Origin of the sequence: Chryseobacterium luteum, from assembly GCF_000737785.1 — a bacterium.
Classification (GTDB): domain Bacteria; phylum Bacteroidota; class Bacteroidia; order Flavobacteriales; family Weeksellaceae; genus Chryseobacterium; species Chryseobacterium luteum.
In genome coordinates this window covers 542,588-562,183 of sequence record NZ_JPRO01000001.1, presented here as the reverse complement: position 1 = coordinate 562,183, position 19,596 = coordinate 542,588, and the positions used below count along the sequence as shown (strand labels likewise).

Sequence of the window (19,596 nt, the reverse complement as noted above, 5' to 3'; positions counted from 1 at the left end):
CTAATTAAACTGCTGAAGGTGCAGAAACCTGATCTGCAAAATACTGTTCAAGATCTCTCAATGTTTCAGGATTCGTCATGGTATCTTTTACAAGCTGTCCTTTGTTCACCACAACGATTCTGTTGCATACTTCCGTGGTATGTGAAAGATCATGGCTCGAGATCAGGAAAGTAACCCCGTCCTGCTTTGAAAGTTCTTTAATCAGGTTTTTCAGTTTGATTTGGGTGGAAGGATCCAGGTTCGCAAAAGGTTCATCAAGGATGATAATTTCCGGATTTCCAATAAGAGCTCCTACAATTCCTACTTTCTTCTGGTTTCCTTTTGAAAGATCACGGACGTACTTTCCGGAATTGAGGATTTCCCCGTTAAAAAAGTCATGAAAAGGTTTTAGAAATTCATCTATGGAAGCTTTATTCTGTCCCCTCAGTTCACCGATAAAATAGAAATATTCTTCCGGTGTGAGATAGCCGATCAGGAAAGTATCATCTACAAAAGCAGAGACTTTATTTTTCCAGGCTTCAGACTCATTCACCTTAATGTTTTCGATGCTTACAAAGCCCGTGGTAGGCTGAATGAGATCAAGCATAAGACTGAAAAGTGTGGTTTTTCCTGCCCCGTTGTTTCCTACCAGCCCGAATGTTTCACCGTTAGGAATTTCAAGATGCTCAATATTAAGAACTGTGGCAGTTCCGTATGTTTTGGATAAGTTACTGATAGTAATCATAGTTTAGCCTTTGTTTTTAAACGCGTCCAGTGTACTGTACTTTTCGCTTTTATATTGTTTTACGATGATATCGAATATTTTTTCTCTGAACAGGAATCCTGCAAGTCCTAAAACCGCAATGCTTACAACTCCGGCCGTCATTCCAAAGAAGTATTTTGAGAGGGCAAAAACGCCCATCGGAAGCAGCATTTTAGGAATCAGAAGGAGAATAGCCTTCAGGTTAAAGCTGTTTTTCTGTCCTAGTCTTTTCTCTTTTGAATTAAGGTCAATCTGGGTCTTATTAAACGCTCCTGACCATAAGGTAAGCTGAGAATTAACTCCGATATTATAAAGCCCTGCTGCAAAAAACGTTATATAAACTTCCCAGCCGAAATAAGCATAGAACAATGCAATAACTACCGAAACTGCCGTCACGATATTGATCAGCCACCATTTTGCCTTGAGGTATTCTTTATACGGAACATTCAGCGTCATCATCAGCGGATAATAGGAACTGTCGAAAGCCGGAACCCGCTGCCCAAAGAGAAACTGGAAGCCTCCTGTTACAAACAGCCCCATAAACATCATCATGGCTGGTGTTTTATAGACCGTGGAAGTATACATCAGCATTCCGTAAAAAAGGAAGAAAAAACTCCCGATCAGAATACCTTTTGTTACTTTATTACGTCTAAGCATTTTAATATCATTGTTGATGAAGGTACCAATGACGCCATATTTGTTTAAGAAAGCAATATTTTCTGTTTTTCCCAACTGTTTTTTAGCTTCCAGGCCCTGATCCAGATAAAATTCTTTACGAACATAATTAAAACAGATTCTCCAAAGGATGAAAAACAGCATAACGGGAATTACAATAAGGTAAGGATTTTTGTAAAAACCATAGATAAACTTCTCGGAATAAGAAAGTACGGGTATGACATTATAATACCCAAGACCAGCCACCGCAGCAAATAAGCAGCCTATAACAATGACAATGGTTTCTTTATTATTAAACAGGATGTTGATAAAGTTATTAAGGTAAAATAAAAAAGAAATCCCGATCAGCCAAGTCAAAACATTGATAACGCTATACCCGTTGACCATTGCAATGACCGAAAATGTAATAAAGAATAAAGAATTCAGCCAGCTTAATGCCGAAAGAAAGGTTTTAACAAGCATGTAATTAACCAGTGTATTCTTCGGAATATTCTGGGTCAGGAACGGTTTGATGTTTTGAGTTGACATTTCCTGCCAGATATACTTTAAGATCAGGTCTACCGCCCAGGCGATCACTAAAAATTTTGAAACCAATTTTAAGGGATCCTGGTGCATTTCATTACGTACGTAGAAGAATATCGCAAAAGCACCTCCTGCAAGGCATGCCATAAAATAAATGATTCCTATAAAACGAAGGATCTTCATGGTAAGGTTCAGGCCTACAGAAGTACCACGGAAAAAGCTTTTAATTTCAAGCCTCAGGAACTTTAGAAACATATTTTAGTTTTTTATATTAGTCAATATAATGTAAAATATGTTACAGTTTTTTTTAACCTATTAATTCTTTCGCCTGTGCCAAAGCCGCCTCGGTAATTTTACTTCCGGAAAGAAGCTGGGCAATTTCGTTCAGTTTTTCTTCGTCGTTCAGAGGGATGATGGTGGATTGTGTTTTGCCGGAAATATCACGTTTCACCACTTTATAATTGTTGTTTCCTTTGGCCGCAACCTGTGCCAGGTGGGAAATAACGATAAGCTGCATATCCTTGGCCATTTCTCTCATCAGGTTTCCAATCTCTTCTGCTACTTTTCCGGAAACACCGGTATCAATTTCATCCAGGATCAGGGTTGGAAGCTCATCACTCTCGGCAATGATCTTTTTCACGGCAAGCATTACCCTGGACCTTTCACCGCCGGAAATAGCAGTCTGAATAGGCTTTAAAGGGAAACCTGAGTTGGCCTGGAAGAGTAGCCGGATGTTTTCTTTTCCGTATGCATTAAATTCAGATGTATCCTGAAGTTCAATATCCACCTTAGCTTTTTCGAGACCTAATTGCTTTAGAAGTGCTTCGGCTTTTTTAATGAAAACAGGAACGAATTTTTTTCTGTTTTTTGAGAGTTTTCCGGCAAGAACCTGAAGTGTTTTTTCTTTTACAGAGATATTTTCTTCGATCTCGGCAATGTGGTCTTCCAGTTCCGAAGCTCCTTTCTGTTCGCCCGACAGCTGGTCTCTGAGTTCTTTCAATTCGCTGATCCCGGAAACATTGTGCTTCAGAAACAGGTTGTTGATCTTATTATTAAGCTCAACAAGGACGGCAAGATTGGCCGGGTTGATTTCTATTCTTTCCGATTCGTTTTCAAGTTCAGAAATAATATCTTTCAGTTCAACGAAAGAAGTTTCCAGTCTTTCATCAAGTTCTGAAAAGCTGTTTGAAACTTCAGAAATCCGTGAAAGCTTGTTTTTGGCTTCGTTGAAGAAAGAAAGAATTCCGACTTCTTCCTGATGAAATCTTGAAAGGATCTGGACGAGGTTTTCAGAGATCATTTCAGCATTTTCCTGGACGGAAAGCTGGTTCTGCAGATCTTCATAATCTACATCATCTAATTTAATTTCCTCTAATTCGTTCAGTAAAAACTCTTTGTAATCGCTTTCTTTTCTGTTTTCAGAAAGCCGGGTCTGAAGTTTTTTAAGCTGTATTTTTAAACTCTGGAAATCCGAGAATTCGTTCTGATAGTCTTCAATTCCCTTTTTATTTTCAGAAAGTCCGTCAATAATTTTAAACTGATATTCTGATGTGAAAAGGTTTGAGGTTTCAAACTGTGAATGAATATCAATGAGTTTTGAGGATAATTCTTTAAGCACATCAAGGGTTACCGGTACATCATTGATGAATGCCCTGGATTTTCCGGAAGGAAGAATTTCCCTTCTTATGATGGTCTGATGCTCATAGTCGAGATCATTTTCGATAAAGAATTTTTTGAACTGGTTATTTAAGTCAAATTCAGTTTCTACAATGCTTTTTTCTTCTGATTTTGAAATAGATTTTAATTCTGCCCTTTCACCGAGAATCAGCCTTAAGGCCCCTAAAATAATGGATTTACCCGCTCCGGTCTCCCCGGTGATTACCTGCAAACCGTTATTCAGTGATACTTCAAGGGTATCAATCAAGGCAAAATTTTTAATATAAATTCTCGAAAGCATGGATAATAGCTGATTACTTTGGGTAATGCAAATATAGAATTTAGAATTAAGTATTCAATGACTTAAAGCAAAGGATCTTTATTTCCACTTATTCCATTTGTTTTCCGAATTTTTTGGAGAAAGGGTCATCATCAGTTGTTTAAGGTCATTCATAACGAGTCCTCCGTTATTCCCGGAATTGAAAACATTGAAGATCTCATCACTTTTATTATCGAGAAACAGATTGAAATAAAAGGATTGCTGGAAAGAGTTTTCATATGTTTTCAGTTGCATCAGGGCATCAAAAATCACTTTTTTGGCTGCCGTCTGATCCTGATTGAAGAGATTATCCAGGCCTGCCCTGTGATAGGTATACATGGTGGATCGCAATTGGCTCCAGTTCGGGTTGATGATTTCATTGATGAGTATGGTACGGCTCCGCGGCTCGTTGATGACATTCCACCCTTCATAGTTCCTGTTCTGGGAATTCTGGGCAATCTGCTGGGCTTTGGAGAACCACTGTGTTCCGCCCATAGACTGGAAGCTGTCTGCATCGTAACCCAGGATGACGTATACGTAAAAGCTTATCACATCAATCAGGTTTTTTCCGGAGAACTGTCTTTCATTGAATACCAGGTTTTCATTTTCCACATATTCAAAGGCAAACCTCTGGTCCTGAAGGTTGATGAGCGGAGATTCGTAGCTGGTATTGAATACGGGACGAACTGCCTGGATCACAATACTTCCTTTGAACCGGTTTCCGTCTCTTTCAGCAATAACGACCGCAAAATTACATTTGATCTTTTCGAAATTCTGAAGTTTTTTCCCTGTCCAGCTGGTGTTATTGATAAAGTCTCTCAGACTTTTTTCCAGGGATTTATAGGCCTGCTGGTTACTTCCTCCCAGCTGCTGGGAGTTGATCTGTACCGTTGCAAGCAGTTCCTGGGAAAAACTCAGGTTGTATATAAAAAGCAGCAGGAATAGGCTTATGATTTTTTTCATTATTTAGTTAAAAATTGAGAACGGAAATTTATTAAAATTATTTTAAAAGTTGAGCCTCAACAAAATCCAGAATATCAGCGGCTACTTCATCTTTAGATTTCAGGTCAAATTCTTTTTTTTCTGTTCTGGTAAATATTTTGATTTTATTGGTGTCATTTTTAAAGCCGGCTCCTTCGTCCCGGAGGGAGTTCAGAACAATCATATCAAGGTTTTTCTTTTCCAGCTTTCCTTTGGCATTTTCTTCTTCATTCTGGGTTTCCAGTGCAAAACCGACCAGAAACTGATGGGTTTTCTTTTCGCCCATTGTTTTAAGGATATCCGGATTTTTAACCAGTTCGATGGTTAAACTATCATCATTCTTTTTAATTTTCTCCTTCGCTACTTCTTTCGGCGCATAATCTGCTACTGCAGCGCTTGCAATACCGATATCCACACGGTCATAAAATTCAAAAACTTTATTCAGCATTTCTTTGGCAGAGGTTACTTTATGAAGCTGAATATTTTTATCATCGGTTTTCTGTGAGCTCGGTCCGGAGATCAGAATAACTTCCGCTCCTCTTTTTGAGGCTTCTTCTGCCAGTGAAAATCCCATTTTCCCGGAGGAATGATTACCTATAAACCTCACCGGATCAAGGGCCTCGTAGGTAGGTCCCGCTGTGATAAGCACTATTTTTCCCTCCAGGCTTTTGCTTTGATTTCCGGAAGTAAAGAAGTTATCAACAGTTCTGAAAATAGTTTCAGGCTCTGCCATCCTTCCCTGCCCGATCAGGCCGCTGGCCAGCTCACCGGTTTCTGCGGGAATGATGATATGTCCGTAATCTTCTGCCAATTCAATATTCTGTTTGGTGGAAGGATGCGCATACATATCAAGATCCATTGCCGGAGCGATGAATACGGGGCATTTTGCTGACATGTAGGTGGCAATTACCAGATTGTCACACATTCCGTGGATCATCTTGGCCAGTGTATTGGCGGTGCAAGGGGCAACGATCATTACATCTGCCCACAAGGCCATTTCTACATGACTGTTCCAGGTACCGTTATCGCCATAAAAATCTGAATACACAGGTTTTCTGGAAAGGGTAGAAAGGCTTAACTTCGTTACAAACTGTTCTGCATCAGGCGTCATAATTACCTGAACATCTGCTCCTTTTTTTACAAAATCCCGGATCAGGAAATGAATTTTATAGGCTGCAATTCCCCCGGAAACAGCGATAAGTATCTTTTTACCGGAAACACTCATTTAGTTTTAATTTTTGAGATACTAAATTACTTATTTTTTCGCACAAAGACGGGTATAAACAGACAAAGGTCATAAAAGAACCGAATTCCCTTATGACCTTTCTATATAAAAAACACAAATGATTATTTTCTGTCTTCTGTCTTTCTGAAATAGATATCTTCATTCAGCCATTCTTCGATAGCAATAGAAGTAGGCTTAGGAAGCTTTTCGTAATGTTTGGAGATTTCAATCTGCTCTCTGTTTTCGAAAACTTCTTCCAATGTAGAATTGTGCACAGCAAATTCGTCCAATTTATTGTGAAGCTCCGTACGGATCTCCGCATTGATCTGCTCTGCTCTCTTTCCCATGATAACAATAGCTTCATAGATTGAACCTACCTTATCTTCAATCTTGTCTTTATCGTAAGTAATAGTATTTACTTCTGCTTTTGTATCTTTTACACTCATTTTGAGAAAATTATTTTATTAATAAGATGGCAAATTTACGAATTATCTTTGGATCTTGAAAGTGGCAGCCGGCGGAGGGGTCTGAAGTGCCGCACTGTCCCTCTGGATCTGCATTGCTTTCTTCTCATTACTGATCTGATCTTTGATCTGCTCCTCAGTTTTATTCTTTTCTGCCATTCTATCAGCCTCTTTTTTCTGTCTTGCCGTTAACGTTGCAATTCTTGCTTCTGTCTGTTTTTTAACGACAACAAAGTTTTCTTTTTCTTTCGTAAGCTTCACCCTAAGATCTGCTGCCGTTTTAGAATATTCCGTATTCGGAAGTTCCTTTTCTACCAGTTTTGTATAAGCCAGAGCACTTTCTATACGCTCATCTTTAAGATCATAAACGGATTTTAAAGCCAGTTCATAGCGTGATTTCATGATAAAATCATAAATCTTCGGACGAAGTTTTGTACTTGGAAAATCTTCCAGTACGTTTTCAAAAGCTACGTTGGCCGCTTTGTATTCACCCATTTTGAAGTACTGTCTTGCGTTTTCGTATGCTTTGAACTCCAGTTTATACGTCAGTTCATCAATTAACTGACCGATATTTTTAGATCTCTCAGAGTTTGGATAATTGGTTAAGAAATCCTGAAGCTCATTGATCGCTGTTTCTGTGGTAGACTGATCCAGGTTATAATCCATAGAACCTTCATAGTAGCATAATGCAGACATATAAGCCGCCTCTTCTGCTCTTGGGTCTTTAGGGAAGTTTACGGCAAAGTTTTTAAACTGATGTCCTGCCAGCTTATAGTTCTTGTCATAATAATTGGCATAAGCAGTATTAAAACCTACATTAGGAAAGTCATCTGTTCCTGCTACGAGGTTAGTAAGCCTGTCATATAGTGCCAATGCGTTTTTCCACTTTTTTTTGGCAAAATTTTCATTAGCTGCCTTTAAGATAAAATTCTTGTCAGCACTCTTCATTGCTTTTTCCTGCTGGCTTACGCATGAGGAAATAACTGCCACTGCAAGAAGACCTAAAATATATTTTTTCATATAAAAAATTCAACAGTTTTCGGATTATACGGCCGATTTACTAATTTGCAAAAATATAACTTTTTTGTCAATAGATTTTTTTTTATGAATATTTAACGTAAATTTAGTCTGCAGCGTATCCCAAAATTGCAAAAACACTGAGTAAAAGATTCATTCTTACTTTTTTCTCTGCTTCTTTGGCATAAGCTTCTTCATTTTTACTCGGTACATACAGCTCATAGAAGTTTTTATTCCGGATGACGAATAATGTAGAGCCAATGATCATGGTAAGGATATCTTCAGGTTTCGGTGTAAAGGTAAATACTCCTGAAGCAACTCCTTTTTTGATGACATCGTCCAGTTTCCTGACAAACAGCTGATAAAAATCCAGCAATTCGTCTTTTAGGTTTTCTGTATGTCTGAGTTCCTGCGTCACAAAACCGTGGAAGTAATTGTATTTAAATAGCTGGGAAACAATATATTTTATGATTTCTCTCAGCTGCATTTCCGGTTTGCCGTCCTTGATGGTGTCTGCAAATTCAGAAAAATTCTCCCTGGTTTTCAGCACGCGGTACTGATAGAGGTAGGACATCATTTTTTCCTTGGAACCGAAGTAATAGGAAATCATCGCCACATTGATGTTTGCTTTCGAGCAGATATCCCTTACGGAGGTTCCTTCGTACCCCTTTCTGGCAATAAGCTCCTCTGCAATATCCAAGATATGGATCTGTTTTTCTGTAAATTTTTTTCTCATGAAGTGCACTTTGAGTAAAGTTAAGAAATTTTTAACAAATTTATAAACGTTCGTTTAATGATTTAAATTAATTTCTAATAATTGTACTTTTGTAAATGGATTTTTTTGATTTTCACCATCATAAGAAGAATCGTCCGTATGGGATTTACAATATAAATTTTGGATCGGATCCGCCGGATTCCCCTTACTCCATAGGCATACATCCTAAAGACATTCTTGTGGATTCTATAGAGGAGCAGTTCAGCTGGCTGGAATCAAATATTTCGGGAAACTGTCTGGCTATCGGCGAATGCGGACTGGATTCCATAGTTCCTGTGCGCCAGAGTATTCAGGAACAGGTTTTCCGGAGGCAGATCATTATTTCGAATGAGGTGAAAAAACCTCTGATCATCCACTGTGTAAGAAAATTTTACGAGGTGATTTCGTTTAAAAAGAAAGCGGAACAGGCGGTTATCATTCATGGTTTTAATAAAAAACAGCGTATCGCAGAAGACCTGCTGAAAAATAATTTTTATTTGAGTTTTGGAAAAGCTGTTTTGTATCATCTATCTTTGCAGGATATTGCAAGGAATACTCCTTTGGACAGACTGTTTTTAGAAACTGACAATGAGGATTTTAACATAGAGGAATTATATTCAAAAATTTCGGAGTTAAAGGGTATTTCTTTGGAAAAACTGAATGAACACATTTTAGAAAATTTAGACACGATAAAGAATGGATAAGTACTGGCTGGAGAGAACGGAACTCCTGATCAAAGAAGAGGGATTAGAAAAGCTTAATAAGGCAAATGTCCTGGTGATAGGTTTGGGAGGAGTAGGTTCTTTTGCCGCAGAATTTCTAGCCAGATCGGGGGTAGGAAACATGACGATTGTAGATGGTGATACAGTAGATATCACGAATATTAACAGGCAGCTTCCAGCCCTGCATTCTACGGTAGGAAAGCATAAAGTGGAAGTGGTTGCAGAAAGACTTCTGGACATCAACCCCGGACTTAATCTGACTAAGATCAATGAATTTCTTAATCCGGAAAGAATGGATGAAGTTCTTGAGTCGGATAAGTTTAATTATATTCTGGACTGCATCGACAGCGTTACCCCAAAACTATGTTTAATAAAAGCAGCCAAAAGAAAGAAAATAAAACTCATCAGTTCTATGGGAGCCGGTGGAAAGACGGATCCCAGTAAGGTAATGGTGAGAGACATCAGCAAAACGCAGAATTGTTTCCTGGCCAGACAAATCAGAAAAAGACTTAAAAAAGAAAAGATCAATAAGGGCTTCAGATGTGTTTTCTCCAATGAACTTCAGCAGGAGGAAAGCCTGAAACTGACTGATGGAGCCAATTACAAAAGGTCTTTCTACGGCACGGTAAGCTATATTCCTGCCATCTTCGGGTTGTACGCAGCAGCTGAAGTGATTAATTATTTAGTGAAACAAGATTAATGCAGAACTTCAAATACTCCAGAGAGGAAAAACTCAAAAAAAATACTGAGATTGCTTTACTTTTTGATAAAGGTAAGTGGAGGACCTGCGGAAATCTGAGAATCATCATTCTGAAGGACAAACCCAATCTGGAGGTAGAAAGTCTTAAGTTCGGCGTATCTGTTTCTAAAAGATATTTCAAAAAAGCCGTACACCGAAACCGGGTAAAAAGGCTTTTAAGGGAGTGTTACCGCCTTAATAAGGATCTGTTTAAAGAGGCTTTCGGAGAGAAAACACTGGCTATGATGTTCTGGGTTTCTTCTGAAATGCCTGCTAAGTTTCAGGAGGTGGAAGAGCAGTTTATCAAGCTTTGCCAGATGCAGAAGAAGTCTTGATAATGTAACAATCTAATAATCTGACAGTGTAACATGAATACTAATTAGATTTAGGGTTTATCTGATATTTAAAGCGTAAAAATCCGAATGATCTGAGAAATCTGTGGGAGACCTATTTTAAATATTTCTGATTATTTTTTAACCACGGATCACACAGATTTTCGCAGATGATTGGATAAAGGTTGCCATAAATTAGGCTGGAGTGTAAATTTTTACAAAATCTTGCATAGTTTTTGTAATTTTAGGGGAAACAATAAATCTGAAAATTAAAATGTTAGATCATGTTCCCTATTTTCCTTACATCATCAGTGCCTTTATCGGTATAGGACTGGCAGCGGCTACAGGTTTCCGGGTTTTTCTGCCGATGTTTGCGGTAAGCCTTGCTTCTTATTTTCACTGGATCCCGATGAATGAGCATTTTGAATGGCTTGCGGGGCTTCCAGCCCTTATTACTACCGGAATTGCCACTATTGCTGAGATTCTCACGTACTATATTCCTTTTGTAGATCATTTGCTGGATACGATCTCGGTTCCGCTGGCTACTGTAGCGGGCTCCGTTTTATTTGCCAGCCAGTTTGCAGATCTGGGAACTTTTCCGCAGTGGGCGCTTGCATTAATTGCAGGAGGCGGGACGGCAGCTACGATCAGTTCAGGTTTTGCGGGGATCAGGGCGGCTTCTACTGCGACAACGGGCGGCTTAGGGAATTCTGTAGTTGGAACCACTGAAACTGCAGGAGCAGGCGTGATGGCTATACTTGCGATGGCTGCGCCGGTTATTGCAGCTGTTTTTGCAATTATTCTGATTATTCTGGTGGTTATCTTGGGACGGAAAGCATGGCGGAAACTGCGTGGTAGGAAAAATGTGGCTAATGATATATAAAAATAAAGGCTGAACACACTTCTGTGATCAGCCTTTAATATTTTTGTTACCCTGTTTAGCTTTTACTTCTGAAATCTTTTATTTCCTGGATTTTGGATTGGAAATATTTCTTTTTTTCAGGGGTTTTATTGATCAGAATTTCAAATGCCTTGATGGCTTTGGTGTAGAGTTTCTGCTCGAAGTAAAGATTGGCAAGTGTTTCTGTCATCAAATGGGAGATATCATCATTCTTTTCCTTGACAACGTAGGTGCTTTCATCTCTTAACTGACTGATTCTCGGGTTATTTTCAATAAAGGCTTCAATAACTTTTTCCTGAACCGGAGTTTTTTCCTGCTCAACAGCTTCTTCTGCTGCCCTGTCTATTTTAAGCCAGCTCTGCCAGGTATTGATAAATCCGGAAACATTACTGTCAGCCGGTGTTTGCTCTGTGTTTTCAGTTTTAATTTCCTGAGCAGTCTCTTTTTTTGCTGCCAGGCTTGAAATATCTGTACCAAAGAAAGAAACATTCATAACAGGGGCTTCTTCTTTAGGCGTTTTTGTTTCGGCAGGTGGTTCTGAATTCTCAATTTCTTCATGTTTTTCTTCTTCAGTTTCAGGGATTTTTTCTTCAGCAACCTGAAGTTTATCTTCTAAGGCTGTTTCATGGGCTTTTTGGGGCTCGTCAGCAATTTGCGGAACTGTTTCATGCTGTTTCTCTTGTATAGCCGGGATTTCGTCCTCTTTAGGTGTTTCTGGCTTAGATGGAGCCGGGTTTTCCTTGCTGATCATAGAATCCGGCAGATTGGAGTCCAGGCTCATAGGTTTCCAGCCTGAAGCTTCCTGAACAGCCGTTTCCTGCTCTTTTGCTTTTTCTTCTATTTCTACAGGTTCTTCGTGCTGTATTGGCTGTTCTTTTACAGATTCTACCGTTTCAGCAGCTTCTTCAGCTGTTGGGTCTTCTTTTTCATTGGACCAGAAATGAAAGCTTTGGGTTTCTGCAAAACTGATTTCGTCATCGGCTGTTTCCGGTTCTTCATTTTCAACTTTCGGAGCTGGCTGTGCTTCTTTCATTTTTTTCTCCACTTCTTCAATCAGGCGTCTCATTTCTTCCTCATGCTTATTAACATTCGGTTTAGAAATTTCAGCAGCTACCGCTGTATCATCACTATTTCCCTGGATCTTAACATCCGGCAGGAATTCATCCATCCCGTGGAAACTGATCTCATCATCGGGTTCAGGTATCTCTTCCTCATTCACTGATTCATCAACTGACTCCGTTTCAACGGCTTCATTTTCTTCCGGCTCCTGAACTGCTTCTGTTTCGGGTGCCAATGTTTCCACTTCATGGAAGCTTACCTCGCTTTCTTTATTAATTTCCAGCTCTTCTGCGGGGCTGTCCATTTTATCTTCTTCAACAATCAATTCAGGGGTAAATTCTACTCCCGCTTCTGAATCTTCAACCCGTTCATTATTATCCGTAACTGGCTTTTCTACATTCTCTACGGTAAGATTTTCTGTAACAGGTTCTGTTTTGTGAGTTACTATCACTCCTGATTCCAGTGTAGATTCCAGATCTATTACTTCGGAATCGGTTTTATCAAGGAAATCTTCTTCTCCTTCAAAGAGAATCCTGTTTCTTTCCCCGTTGACATGAATATGCCTGATTTCCTTCGGAGGCTGTATCATATTGGCCGCCTCTTCATATTTATCCTTCTTTGTTTCTGCAGGCTTCTCTCTTTTTATCGGGAATGTCTTCTCTTTATAAGAATATTTTACCTGTTTTTCAGGTGTTTTAGAAGCCGGCCTGTCTTCTGCCTTTTCTGTTTTGGGTTCCCGCACAATCTTCCCGTTGATCAGCTGATAAAGTAGCTTTTTATCGGTTGTATAAGCCGCGGTTGTTGAAAGTTCTTTCTGATAGTTTTCTTTGTCATAAAGGTGTACCCCAAACAAATGAAGTGCCCTTATATTCTGAACATAAGGAAAGGCATGGATTTCTTCTTTCAAAAGACCTAGGTCTTCTGACTGTATATTTTTGGGGTTCTTTAATAATTCTAAAACTCTGGGATTCATCTTACCAATTGGCTACAATATCGTTAAATATCTTATTAATAATTCTGTCTGTCACAAGCTTCACCTGGGAAGTTTCTATCTGGCTCTGGCTCAGGTCACTGTTGTAAACCACTTCATCCGAATAGGTTCTGTCGAAGCTGGAATCCGGATGTATTTTGTTTTCATAATGTACTTTTACACTAATCGTAAGCTTGCTCTGTGCCTGCTGTAATACGCCTCCCGAAGGATTTGTCGTTGTATTGGAACTGATTGTTGTGGGTGAAAAATTGTAATCGGAAATTTCACCTTCAATCAAAATATCAGGATTTGACTTTGTTCCTTTTAATGTGGTTCTCTGCAGAAACCGATTCTGGATATCTGTAGAAAACTGCTGGGAAAGGCTGGGATTCACAAGTGCTGCATTATTCGGAAATTCATTGATCTGAACGGTCTTTTCATCCGTCAGTGATGACCCCGTAAAAGAATAACACTGGTGAAACAGTGAAAGAATTACCAACCCAACTATTATTTTTAATTTACTCATACCATTTTTGATTTTCAGGCTCCAATACATCTTTAGAGGCCGCTTATTTCATACAGATTCCCAAAGGTATGGAAAACAGCATTCTTATTCCGCATGCCGGTATTCCAAGCAGGGAAATGATTTTTACGAACGGGAAGTAATTCCAAATTCTTCATTCCTGTTTATTAATCTTCTAAGTTATACTGTTTTATTTTCCTGTATAAAGTTCTCTGTGAAATCCCAAGCTCGTCTGCGGCTCTGTTTCTGCGTCCTTTATGCTTCTCTAACGCCTTGATTATTAAATCTTTTTCGTTATTCTGAAGGGATAAGGATTCCGGCCTGTTTTCTTCTATTTCTATATCTTCTATATCTTCATAGCTGTCATTATCATTCGAGATAATAGTGGGTGCAGACTGTACCACGGGTGATTTGTCTTCGAAATACAGCAATGAATTCTGGCTGGCTGGCTGAGCCTGTTCCGCAGAATAGATTCTGTTGATCAGATTTTTCTCCTGGTTGCTAAGCTCGGCTGTGCCTCTGTTTTTGAGAAGTTCTGAGGTCAGGGATTTTAAGTCATTGATATCACTCCTCATGTCAAAGAGAATTTTATACATAATTTCTCTTTCGCTCCCGAAATCATTCTGCTTCTGGGCACTTTGGTTATTGACAACCATCGGGAGATGGGTTTCCATAGGAATGTATTCGGCAAGCTTCTCTACCGTTACCCGCCTGTTTCTCTCTACTACGGTCATCTGTTCCACCAAATTTCTCAGCTGGCGGATATTCCCCGGGAAACTATAATTTTCAATATAATGAACGGCGCTTGGCTCCAGCTCCAGTTCCGGCATTCTGTATTTCTCTGCAAAGTCTATAGAGAATTTTCTGAATAGCAAATGAACATCCCCTTTTCTTTCTCTTAAAGGCGGCATGTCGATCTGCACAGTATTCAGACGGTAAAACAGGTCTTCACGGAATCTCCCGTCGTGAATGGCCTTCATCATATTGACGTTGGTAGCCGCCACGATTCTCACATTGGTTTTCTGAACCTGGGAGGAACCTACTTTCATGAATTCACCACTTTCCAATACTCTCAAAAGACGGACCTGGGTCTGCAGGGGAAGCTCTCCTACCTCATCAAGGAAGATCGTTCCACCGTCTGCCACCTCAAAATATCCTTTTCTGGTCGCCGTAGCTCCGGTAAATGCTCCTTTTTCATGGCCGAAAAGCTCAGAATCAATGGTTCCTTCGGGAATTGCACCACAATTGACCACGATATAGGGCTGATGTTTTCTTTTGGATTCGGAATGGATGATTTTCGGGATAAATTCTTTTCCGACACCACTTTCCCCAATCACCAGAACGGAAATATCCGTAGGGGCAACCTGGATTGCCTTTTCTAAAGCGCGGTTCAGTGCCGGGAAATTCCCAATAATTCCAAAGCGGTTTTTTATGTTTTGTAAGTCGTTGCTCATAAGTAAATTTTTGATTATTGATTTAATAATCTACAGCTCCTCGATCTGTTTTCTGTAGATTTTGTTGAAGTGATGAGTGTAGACATCTTTCATGGTCTTTCCTTCATCATAAGTCATTAATGCTAACTTTTTTAAATCCAAATAATCTTTGTTTCTGATTTTAGAAACTTTACTTTTAAAATATATATTCTCGGCAAAGTTGTATTCTTTGCTCTGCTTTTCAAAATTTTCTAAGGCTTCGTCGTATCTGCCCAGCTCAAAATAAGTCACTCCCAGCTGGTAGTGGTCATACATGCCTTTGAAATAACCTTTGGATGCAAGGAGCTTTTCAATGATCCCTACGGCTTTTCCTTTTTGCCCTAAAGCACTGTAAGACATGGCCTTCACCACCTCTAAATGATAATCTCCGTTTAAAGATCTTCCAAGATCTTCAGGATAGTATTTTTCCAGTTCTTCCAAGTCCTGAACAGCACCTTTGTAATCCCGCAAAAACTGGAATTTGCACCAGCCTCTGTAGCCTAAGTGCATTTTAGGATCTACGGCAACGGCTTTATCTATGAGTATTTTCCAGGTTACAAAATCCCCGTTTTTAAGATATGGAACGGCTTTTTCCATATAGGAATTGGAGAAATCGGGACATAGGCCAATGGCTTTATCGAAAGCTTCCTGTGATTCCCGGCTGCCCTGCCAGTCTGAAGCCCAGTTGTATAACCCGCACGCTTTTTTGCAGTTCTCACCCTCTACTGCGTTACAGTTAACCTGTGCAATAGTATTGGTGTAAACGATAAGCAACAAAAAGCTAAGGTAATACCTCTGAAACTTTTCCATTTTCAATTTTATAGGTTAAATACTGATAATAGCCTGTTTTAAAACCTTTTATCTCTTTCGGCATCCAGCCGTCCAGCGATTTTGTAAACCGCAGCAACCTGTCTCCCAGTTCTTTATCCGGAGCTGTTTCTTTCAGATCGGCATTCATCTGCTGAACTCTGAACAGTCCTGTTTTTCCTTCACAATTTACTAAAAATCTTACGGTAATATAACCGTTCATTTTACTTTCGGAAGATATTTTTTCATTTTGCAGTTTTTCTATAATGGCCAGTTTCTCTCCTTGATAGGCAAATCCTTTTGTTCCATAATAATACTGGAGACTGATCAGTTTTTCAGGAGCACATTTTTTAAAAGCAGGATCATCCAGTTTTTCATCAAATTCAATATCTCCTACCGTTGCGGGATATTTACTTAACATTTTTTCGGTCTGACAAGACATCAGCACGAAAGAAAATAAGGCAAAGAAACAAACCGTTTTTATCAAGGCTTTAAAATTATTCGGCAGTTCTTCCTAAAAGTGTGCCCTGTGTATTACCATAGACAAAAACGTCCACAATGTCACCTATTTTCTGGCCTTCAAGCATATCAAAAACACAGACTGCATTTTGTGAATTTCTTCCTTTCCACTGGTTTTTATTCTTTCTGGAGATTCCTTCGATCAGCACTTCATGATGTCTTCCTACATAGGATTCCATTCTTTTTCTGGATAGTTCTCCCTGAAGTGCAATGACTTCAGCCAGGCGCTTTTGCTTCACGTCGGCAGGGATATTGTCTTCCATTTTTTTGTGGGCAGGTGTTCCCGGTCTTTCTGAATAGGCAAACATGTAACCGTAGTCATATTCTACCTCTTTCATCAGGCTTAGGGTATCCTGATGGTCTTCTTCTGTTTCATTACAGAAACCGATGATCATATCCTGTGAAAAAGAAATATCAGGAACGATTTCCTTTGCTTTTTTAATTAAATCCAGATATTCTTCACGGGTATGCTGCCTGTTCATTGCCAGAAGCATATTATTGCTTCCGCTCTGTACCGGAAGGTGAACGTATTTACAGATATTGTCATGTTTTGCAATCATTCTGAATACGTCAAGGCTCATATCCTGAGGATTTGAAGTAGAGAATCGGATTCTCATTTCAGGAACGGCTTTAGCAACCAGCTCAAGCAGCTGTGCAAAATTAACCGCTGTTGCTTTCTGCATTTCGGAAGCTTTTACAAAATCTTTTTTGGGGCCTCCTCCATACCATAGGTAAGAGTCTACATTTTGTCCTAAAAGGGTAATTTCTTTGTATCCGTTATTTAAAAGGTCCTGACATTCTTTAATGATAGAGTGCGGATCGCGGCTTCTTTCTCTTCCCCTGGTAAAAGGAACCACACAGAAGGTACACATATTGTCGCAGCCTCTGGTGATCGTTACGAAAGCCGTAACCCCATTTCCGCCTAAACGTACCGGGTTGATGTCTGCGTATGTTTCTTCTTTTGAAAGGATTACATTGATGGCATCTCTTCCGTCTTCAGTCTCTTTCAGAAGATTGGGAAGATCCCTGTAAGCATCCGGGCCTACTACTAGGTCTACCAGCTGCTCTTCTTCCAAGAATTTGGTTTTTAATCTTTCTGCCATGCATCCTAAAACACCTACCGTCATACCAGGTCTTTCTTTTTTCAGATTCTTGAACTGGGAAAGACGCATTCTTACGGTCTGTTCCGCTTTTTCACGGATGGAACATGTGTTTAAAAGGATAAGGTCTGCTTCTTCTACTTTCAGGGTGGTATTGTACCCCTGCTCATTAAGAATAGATGCAACAATCTCAGAATCAGAAAAGTTCATCTGACAGCCATAGCTTTCTAAAAAGAGTTTTTTAGAATTCTCAGGCCTTTCAGCGATGGCAAAAGCTTCTCCCTGTTTTGTTTCGTCTATATATTTTTCCTGCACAATAATCGTTTTAAAGTTCAATGCCCGGCATTTAAATTTCAAAGCATCGTGATGAATTTTAAATCCCAAACAGATTAGTCTGCAAAGATACAAAATATTGTGACAGAATGGCAGGAGATTATTTGGGAGGATGAAAAGTTAACGGAAGGGTATAAAAAGACTCTACCGGCTCTCCATATCTCTTTGCTGGTGTCCATTTTTTCTTTCTCATCCTTTTGATTCCGTCTATAATCCTTTGATCAAATTCTGTATTTCCAGAAGATTCCTGCAGCTTTACATTTTCCATCTTTCCTTCTTTGCTCACGGAGAAATTCACCACAAGCTTAAAAGGCTGCGTCCAGACAAAACCATTTAGATCAATTTGTTTAGCCACTTCTGCCCTGAAACTATTAATTCCTCCCGGCAGACCCAGGAGTCTTGCCAAGTCCTTTGCCGTATATCCGTCTTCATACCTGGAAAACATAAGATCAGGTACAATAAGGAAACTTGTTACTGCAGTTTTTTTAATTCCATTAATAACTGCGGGTTTCCACTTGTTCATATACTCAAGAACTTTTACTCCCAGTTCTAAAGCACATTTATTTTTAGATGCTGTTTCCGAATTATCTATGCCATATTTAACGGATGTATCTTCATATACCACTATTTTGAGGTTGTAAAATTCACTCTTATTTTCGCAGGGTTTTAACCCTTTATCAATAAGTATCTGATGAAAGTCCCTATAGAACTGAACTTCTCCGCCTTCATATGATTCCATTCCTTTTGGATAATCCGCGACAGTTCCCTGCCCCAACATCTTTATAAAAAAGACAGTTAAAAATAAAATCAATATTCTAATCATGATCATATATATTGGTACTGAAATTAACTTTGATTATCACTTTGGAATCAACGGGCGTGTTGTCTTTCATAGCAGGCTTCCATTTTCCTTTGATCTTCTTCATGGCATACTTCACATCATCCACAAACATTTCACTGTTTTTAATCTTCGGAAGAATGTCGAGACGGTTCATTTTTCCGTCCGGAGCTATATTGATTACAAAGATTACTTTCCCGTTGATGGCATAGCTTTGAGTATCTACATAAGCATAAAGCATATCCATGAACTGTTTTCTGAAGGCATCGTCACCGCCGGGAAATTCTGCTTTCCAGGTATAGGCTGTCATTTCTGTCTGTACAGTATTTTGAGAGAAACCTCTAATTCCGGTAAACAGTAAAGGCAGCAATAGAAGGTATTTTTTCATCTGATCAGTTTACAGATCTGTTGCTATTGAGGAGAAATTCATTTTAAGCTTGATCTGCGAGGTTACAGGCTGACCATTGCATGAAGCAGGAATCCAGTTTTTTTTAATACGCCTTACCACATATTTCATATCATCAAAAAAATAAGTGCTGTTGGCTACTTTGGGCGTTCCTTCAATATTAGTTACTTTTCCGGACTGATCGATGGTTAGTATGAATGTAAAATCGCCGTTCAGGACATAAAAATCCGAGTTCAGATAATCATACATAAATTTTTGCAGAGTTTCTTTATAAACCGTTACACCACCTTCAAAGGCAGCCGGTTTGAAATCATTACAGTTTTTTACCGCAACCTGTAAAAGAGGTTCTTTAATATCTATTTTTAAAAGATTTTTATTGATTTCTGTAATCGGGTTATCATCTCTGTCTTCAACATCCTGCTGTGCAAATGTAAAATTTGCCACAAGAAGTGCTATAAATAATGTAAAAACTTTCATAGGCTATTACGGGTTATTAAAATTGCTTAACAAAGTTAATTAT

General features: G+C 39.2%; 21 protein-coding genes. 4 read left to right on the top strand and 17 right to left on the bottom strand.

The genetic code is table 11. The features are described from left to right. Positions 1-4 precede the first annotated feature (4 nt). The 8 genes from IX38_RS02630 to IX38_RS02595 form a co-directional block, all read right to left on the bottom strand. Positions 5-724, bottom strand: coding sequence for an ABC transporter ATP-binding protein (locus IX38_RS02630; protein WP_034701270.1), 720 nt, complete (start codon positions 722-724; stop codon positions 5-7). A gap of 3 nt (positions 725-727) precedes the next feature. Beyond that, positions 728-2,194: a DUF5687 family protein gene (locus IX38_RS02625; RefSeq protein ID WP_034701269.1), complete on the bottom strand. Its 1,467-nt coding sequence runs from the start codon at positions 2,192-2,194 to the stop codon at positions 728-730. A 52-nt stretch (positions 2,195-2,246) separates the two neighbouring features. Next, positions 2,247-3,896 (bottom strand): DNA repair protein RecN, encoded by a 1,650-nt coding sequence (locus IX38_RS02620; protein WP_034701268.1) that lies wholly within the window; start codon positions 3,894-3,896, stop codon positions 2,247-2,249. Between the two features lie 78 nt (positions 3,897-3,974). Next, positions 3,975-4,877, bottom strand: a complete 903-nt coding sequence (porD, locus tag IX38_RS02615; RefSeq protein ID WP_034701267.1) for a type IX secretion system protein PorD — start codon at positions 4,875-4,877, stop codon at positions 3,975-3,977. A gap of 37 nt (positions 4,878-4,914) precedes the next feature. Then, on the bottom strand, positions 4,915-6,120 hold the full coding sequence (gene coaBC / locus IX38_RS02610; RefSeq protein WP_034701266.1) for a bifunctional phosphopantothenoylcysteine decarboxylase/phosphopantothenate--cysteine ligase CoaBC: 1,206 nt from the start codon (positions 6,118-6,120) through the stop codon (positions 4,915-4,917). Positions 6,121-6,242: 122 nt separating this feature from the next. Then, complete coding sequence (locus IX38_RS02605) at positions 6,243-6,566, bottom strand: DNA-directed RNA polymerase subunit omega (protein WP_027372958.1); 324 nt, start codon at positions 6,564-6,566, stop codon at positions 6,243-6,245. A gap of 42 nt (positions 6,567-6,608) precedes the next feature. Continuing rightward, positions 6,609-7,604: an outer membrane protein assembly factor BamD gene (locus IX38_RS02600; RefSeq protein ID WP_034701265.1), complete on the bottom strand. Its 996-nt coding sequence runs from the start codon at positions 7,602-7,604 to the stop codon at positions 6,609-6,611. A gap of 103 nt (positions 7,605-7,707) precedes the next feature. Further along, the gene (locus IX38_RS02595; RefSeq protein WP_034701264.1) at positions 7,708-8,337 is read right to left on the bottom strand and encodes a TetR/AcrR family transcriptional regulator; all 630 of its coding nucleotides are present in this window, start codon (positions 8,335-8,337) and stop codon (positions 7,708-7,710) included. 95 nt (positions 8,338-8,432) lie between these two features. On the opposite strand from IX38_RS02595, the gene IX38_RS02590 reads away from it, so the two are divergent. The 4 genes from IX38_RS02590 to IX38_RS02575 all read left to right on the top strand — a co-directional run bounded on the left by IX38_RS02590 (position 8,433) and on the right by IX38_RS02575 (position 11,031). Next, a complete protein-coding gene (locus IX38_RS02590) occupies positions 8,433-9,059 on the top strand; it encodes a TatD family hydrolase (RefSeq protein ID WP_034701263.1) in 627 nt (208 codons plus the stop codon). Then, positions 9,052-9,777 (top strand): tRNA threonylcarbamoyladenosine dehydratase, encoded by a 726-nt coding sequence (locus IX38_RS02585; protein WP_034701262.1) that lies wholly within the window; start codon positions 9,052-9,054, stop codon positions 9,775-9,777. The genes IX38_RS02590 and IX38_RS02585 overlap by 8 nt, the downstream gene beginning before the upstream one ends. After that, a complete protein-coding gene (rnpA, locus tag IX38_RS02580; protein WP_034701261.1) occupies positions 9,777-10,151 on the top strand; it encodes a ribonuclease P protein component in 375 nt (124 codons plus the stop codon). The genes IX38_RS02585 and rnpA overlap by 1 nt, the downstream gene beginning before the upstream one ends. Positions 10,152-10,422: 271 nt before the next feature. Further along, positions 10,423-11,031 carry a DUF4126 domain-containing protein gene (locus IX38_RS02575; protein WP_034701260.1) on the top strand — a complete coding sequence of 203 codons (609 nt, stop codon included), beginning with the start codon at positions 10,423-10,425 and terminating at the stop codon, positions 11,029-11,031. 55 nt (positions 11,032-11,086) lie between these two features. Here IX38_RS02575 and IX38_RS02570 read toward each other — a convergent pair whose 3' ends face one another. The 9 genes from IX38_RS02570 to IX38_RS02530 form a co-directional block, all read right to left on the bottom strand. Then, a complete protein-coding gene (locus tag IX38_RS02570; RefSeq protein WP_034701259.1) occupies positions 11,087-13,081 on the bottom strand; it encodes a midas domain-containing protein in 1,995 nt (664 codons plus the stop codon). 1 nt (position 13,082) lies between these two features. Continuing rightward, entirely contained in the window at positions 13,083-13,604 is a 522-nt protein-coding gene (gene lptE / locus IX38_RS02565) for an LPS assembly lipoprotein LptE (RefSeq protein WP_034701716.1), read from the bottom strand. A 164-nt stretch (positions 13,605-13,768) separates the two neighbouring features. After that, a complete protein-coding gene (locus IX38_RS02560) occupies positions 13,769-15,055 on the bottom strand; it encodes a sigma-54 interaction domain-containing protein (RefSeq protein ID WP_034701258.1) in 1,287 nt (428 codons plus the stop codon). 30 nt (positions 15,056-15,085) lie between these two features. Beyond that, on the bottom strand, positions 15,086-15,883 hold the full coding sequence (locus IX38_RS02555) for a tetratricopeptide repeat protein (RefSeq protein ID WP_034701257.1): 798 nt from the start codon (positions 15,881-15,883) through the stop codon (positions 15,086-15,088). Then, the gene (locus IX38_RS02550) at positions 15,855-16,301 is read right to left on the bottom strand and encodes a hypothetical protein (RefSeq protein WP_131368631.1); all 447 of its coding nucleotides are present in this window, start codon (positions 16,299-16,301) and stop codon (positions 15,855-15,857) included. The genes IX38_RS02555 and IX38_RS02550 overlap by 29 nt, the downstream gene beginning before the upstream one ends. Before the next feature lie 76 nt (positions 16,302-16,377). Then, entirely contained in the window at positions 16,378-17,814 is a 1,437-nt protein-coding gene (gene miaB / locus IX38_RS02545; RefSeq protein ID WP_034701712.1) for a tRNA (N6-isopentenyl adenosine(37)-C2)-methylthiotransferase MiaB, read from the bottom strand. Between the two features lie 118 nt (positions 17,815-17,932). After that, positions 17,933-18,655 (bottom strand): energy transducer TonB, encoded by a 723-nt coding sequence (locus IX38_RS02540; RefSeq protein WP_228377899.1) that lies wholly within the window; start codon positions 18,653-18,655, stop codon positions 17,933-17,935. Next, complete coding sequence (locus tag IX38_RS02535; RefSeq protein ID WP_051884407.1) at positions 18,648-19,058, bottom strand: energy transducer TonB; 411 nt, start codon at positions 19,056-19,058, stop codon at positions 18,648-18,650. The genes IX38_RS02540 and IX38_RS02535 overlap by 8 nt, the downstream gene beginning before the upstream one ends. A 9-nt stretch (positions 19,059-19,067) precedes the next feature. Next, complete coding sequence (locus IX38_RS02530) at positions 19,068-19,553, bottom strand: energy transducer TonB (protein WP_034701254.1); 486 nt, start codon at positions 19,551-19,553, stop codon at positions 19,068-19,070. Positions 19,554-19,596 lie beyond the last annotated feature (43 nt).

What these genes read in the sequence shown, in the direction of transcription:
- IX38_RS02540 (WP_228377899.1), bottom strand. Translation starts at nt 18,655, where the DNA reads ATGATTAGAATATTGATTTTATTTTTAACTGTCTTTTTTATAAAGATG.
- IX38_RS02530 (WP_034701254.1), bottom strand. Translation starts at nt 19,553, where the DNA reads ATGAAAGTTTTTACATTATTTATAGCACTTCTTGTGGCAAATTTTACA.
- porD (WP_034701267.1), bottom strand. Translation starts at nt 4,877, where the DNA reads ATGAAAAAAATCATAAGCCTATTCCTGCTGCTTTTTATATACAACCTG.
- IX38_RS02605 (WP_027372958.1), bottom strand. Translation starts at nt 6,566, where the DNA reads ATGAGTGTAAAAGATACAAAAGCAGAAGTAAATACTATTACTTACGAT.
- lptE (WP_034701716.1), bottom strand. Translation starts at nt 13,604, where the DNA reads ATGAGTAAATTAAAAATAATAGTTGGGTTGGTAATTCTTTCACTGTTT.
- IX38_RS02590 (WP_034701263.1), top strand. Translation starts at nt 8,433, where the DNA reads ATGGATTTTTTTGATTTTCACCATCATAAGAAGAATCGTCCGTATGGG.
- IX38_RS02535 (WP_051884407.1), bottom strand. Translation starts at nt 19,058, where the DNA reads ATGAAAAAATACCTTCTATTGCTGCCTTTACTGTTTACCGGAATTAGA.
- IX38_RS02555 (WP_034701257.1), bottom strand. Translation starts at nt 15,883, where the DNA reads ATGGAAAAGTTTCAGAGGTATTACCTTAGCTTTTTGTTGCTTATCGTT.
- IX38_RS02550 (WP_131368631.1), bottom strand. Translation starts at nt 16,301, where the DNA reads ATGTTAAGTAAATATCCCGCAACGGTAGGAGATATTGAATTTGATGAA.
- IX38_RS02570 (WP_034701259.1), bottom strand. Translation starts at nt 13,081, where the DNA reads ATGAATCCCAGAGTTTTAGAATTATTAAAGAACCCCAAAAATATACAG.
- coaBC (WP_034701266.1), bottom strand. Translation starts at nt 6,120, where the DNA reads ATGAGTGTTTCCGGTAAAAAGATACTTATCGCTGTTTCCGGGGGAATT.
- IX38_RS02630 (WP_034701270.1), bottom strand. Translation starts at nt 724, where the DNA reads ATGATTACTATCAGTAACTTATCCAAAACATACGGAACTGCCACAGTT.
- IX38_RS02625 (WP_034701269.1), bottom strand. Translation starts at nt 2,194, where the DNA reads ATGTTTCTAAAGTTCCTGAGGCTTGAAATTAAAAGCTTTTTCCGTGGT.
- IX38_RS02560 (WP_034701258.1), bottom strand. Translation starts at nt 15,055, where the DNA reads ATGAGCAACGACTTACAAAACATAAAAAACCGCTTTGGAATTATTGGG.
- rnpA (WP_034701261.1), top strand. Translation starts at nt 9,777, where the DNA reads ATGCAGAACTTCAAATACTCCAGAGAGGAAAAACTCAAAAAAAATACT.
- IX38_RS02595 (WP_034701264.1), bottom strand. Translation starts at nt 8,337, where the DNA reads ATGAGAAAAAAATTTACAGAAAAACAGATCCATATCTTGGATATTGCA.
- IX38_RS02620 (WP_034701268.1), bottom strand. Translation starts at nt 3,896, where the DNA reads ATGCTTTCGAGAATTTATATTAAAAATTTTGCCTTGATTGATACCCTT.
- IX38_RS02585 (WP_034701262.1), top strand. Translation starts at nt 9,052, where the DNA reads ATGGATAAGTACTGGCTGGAGAGAACGGAACTCCTGATCAAAGAAGAG.
- IX38_RS02600 (WP_034701265.1), bottom strand. Translation starts at nt 7,604, where the DNA reads ATGAAAAAATATATTTTAGGTCTTCTTGCAGTGGCAGTTATTTCCTCA.
- IX38_RS02575 (WP_034701260.1), top strand. Translation starts at nt 10,423, where the DNA reads ATGTTAGATCATGTTCCCTATTTTCCTTACATCATCAGTGCCTTTATC.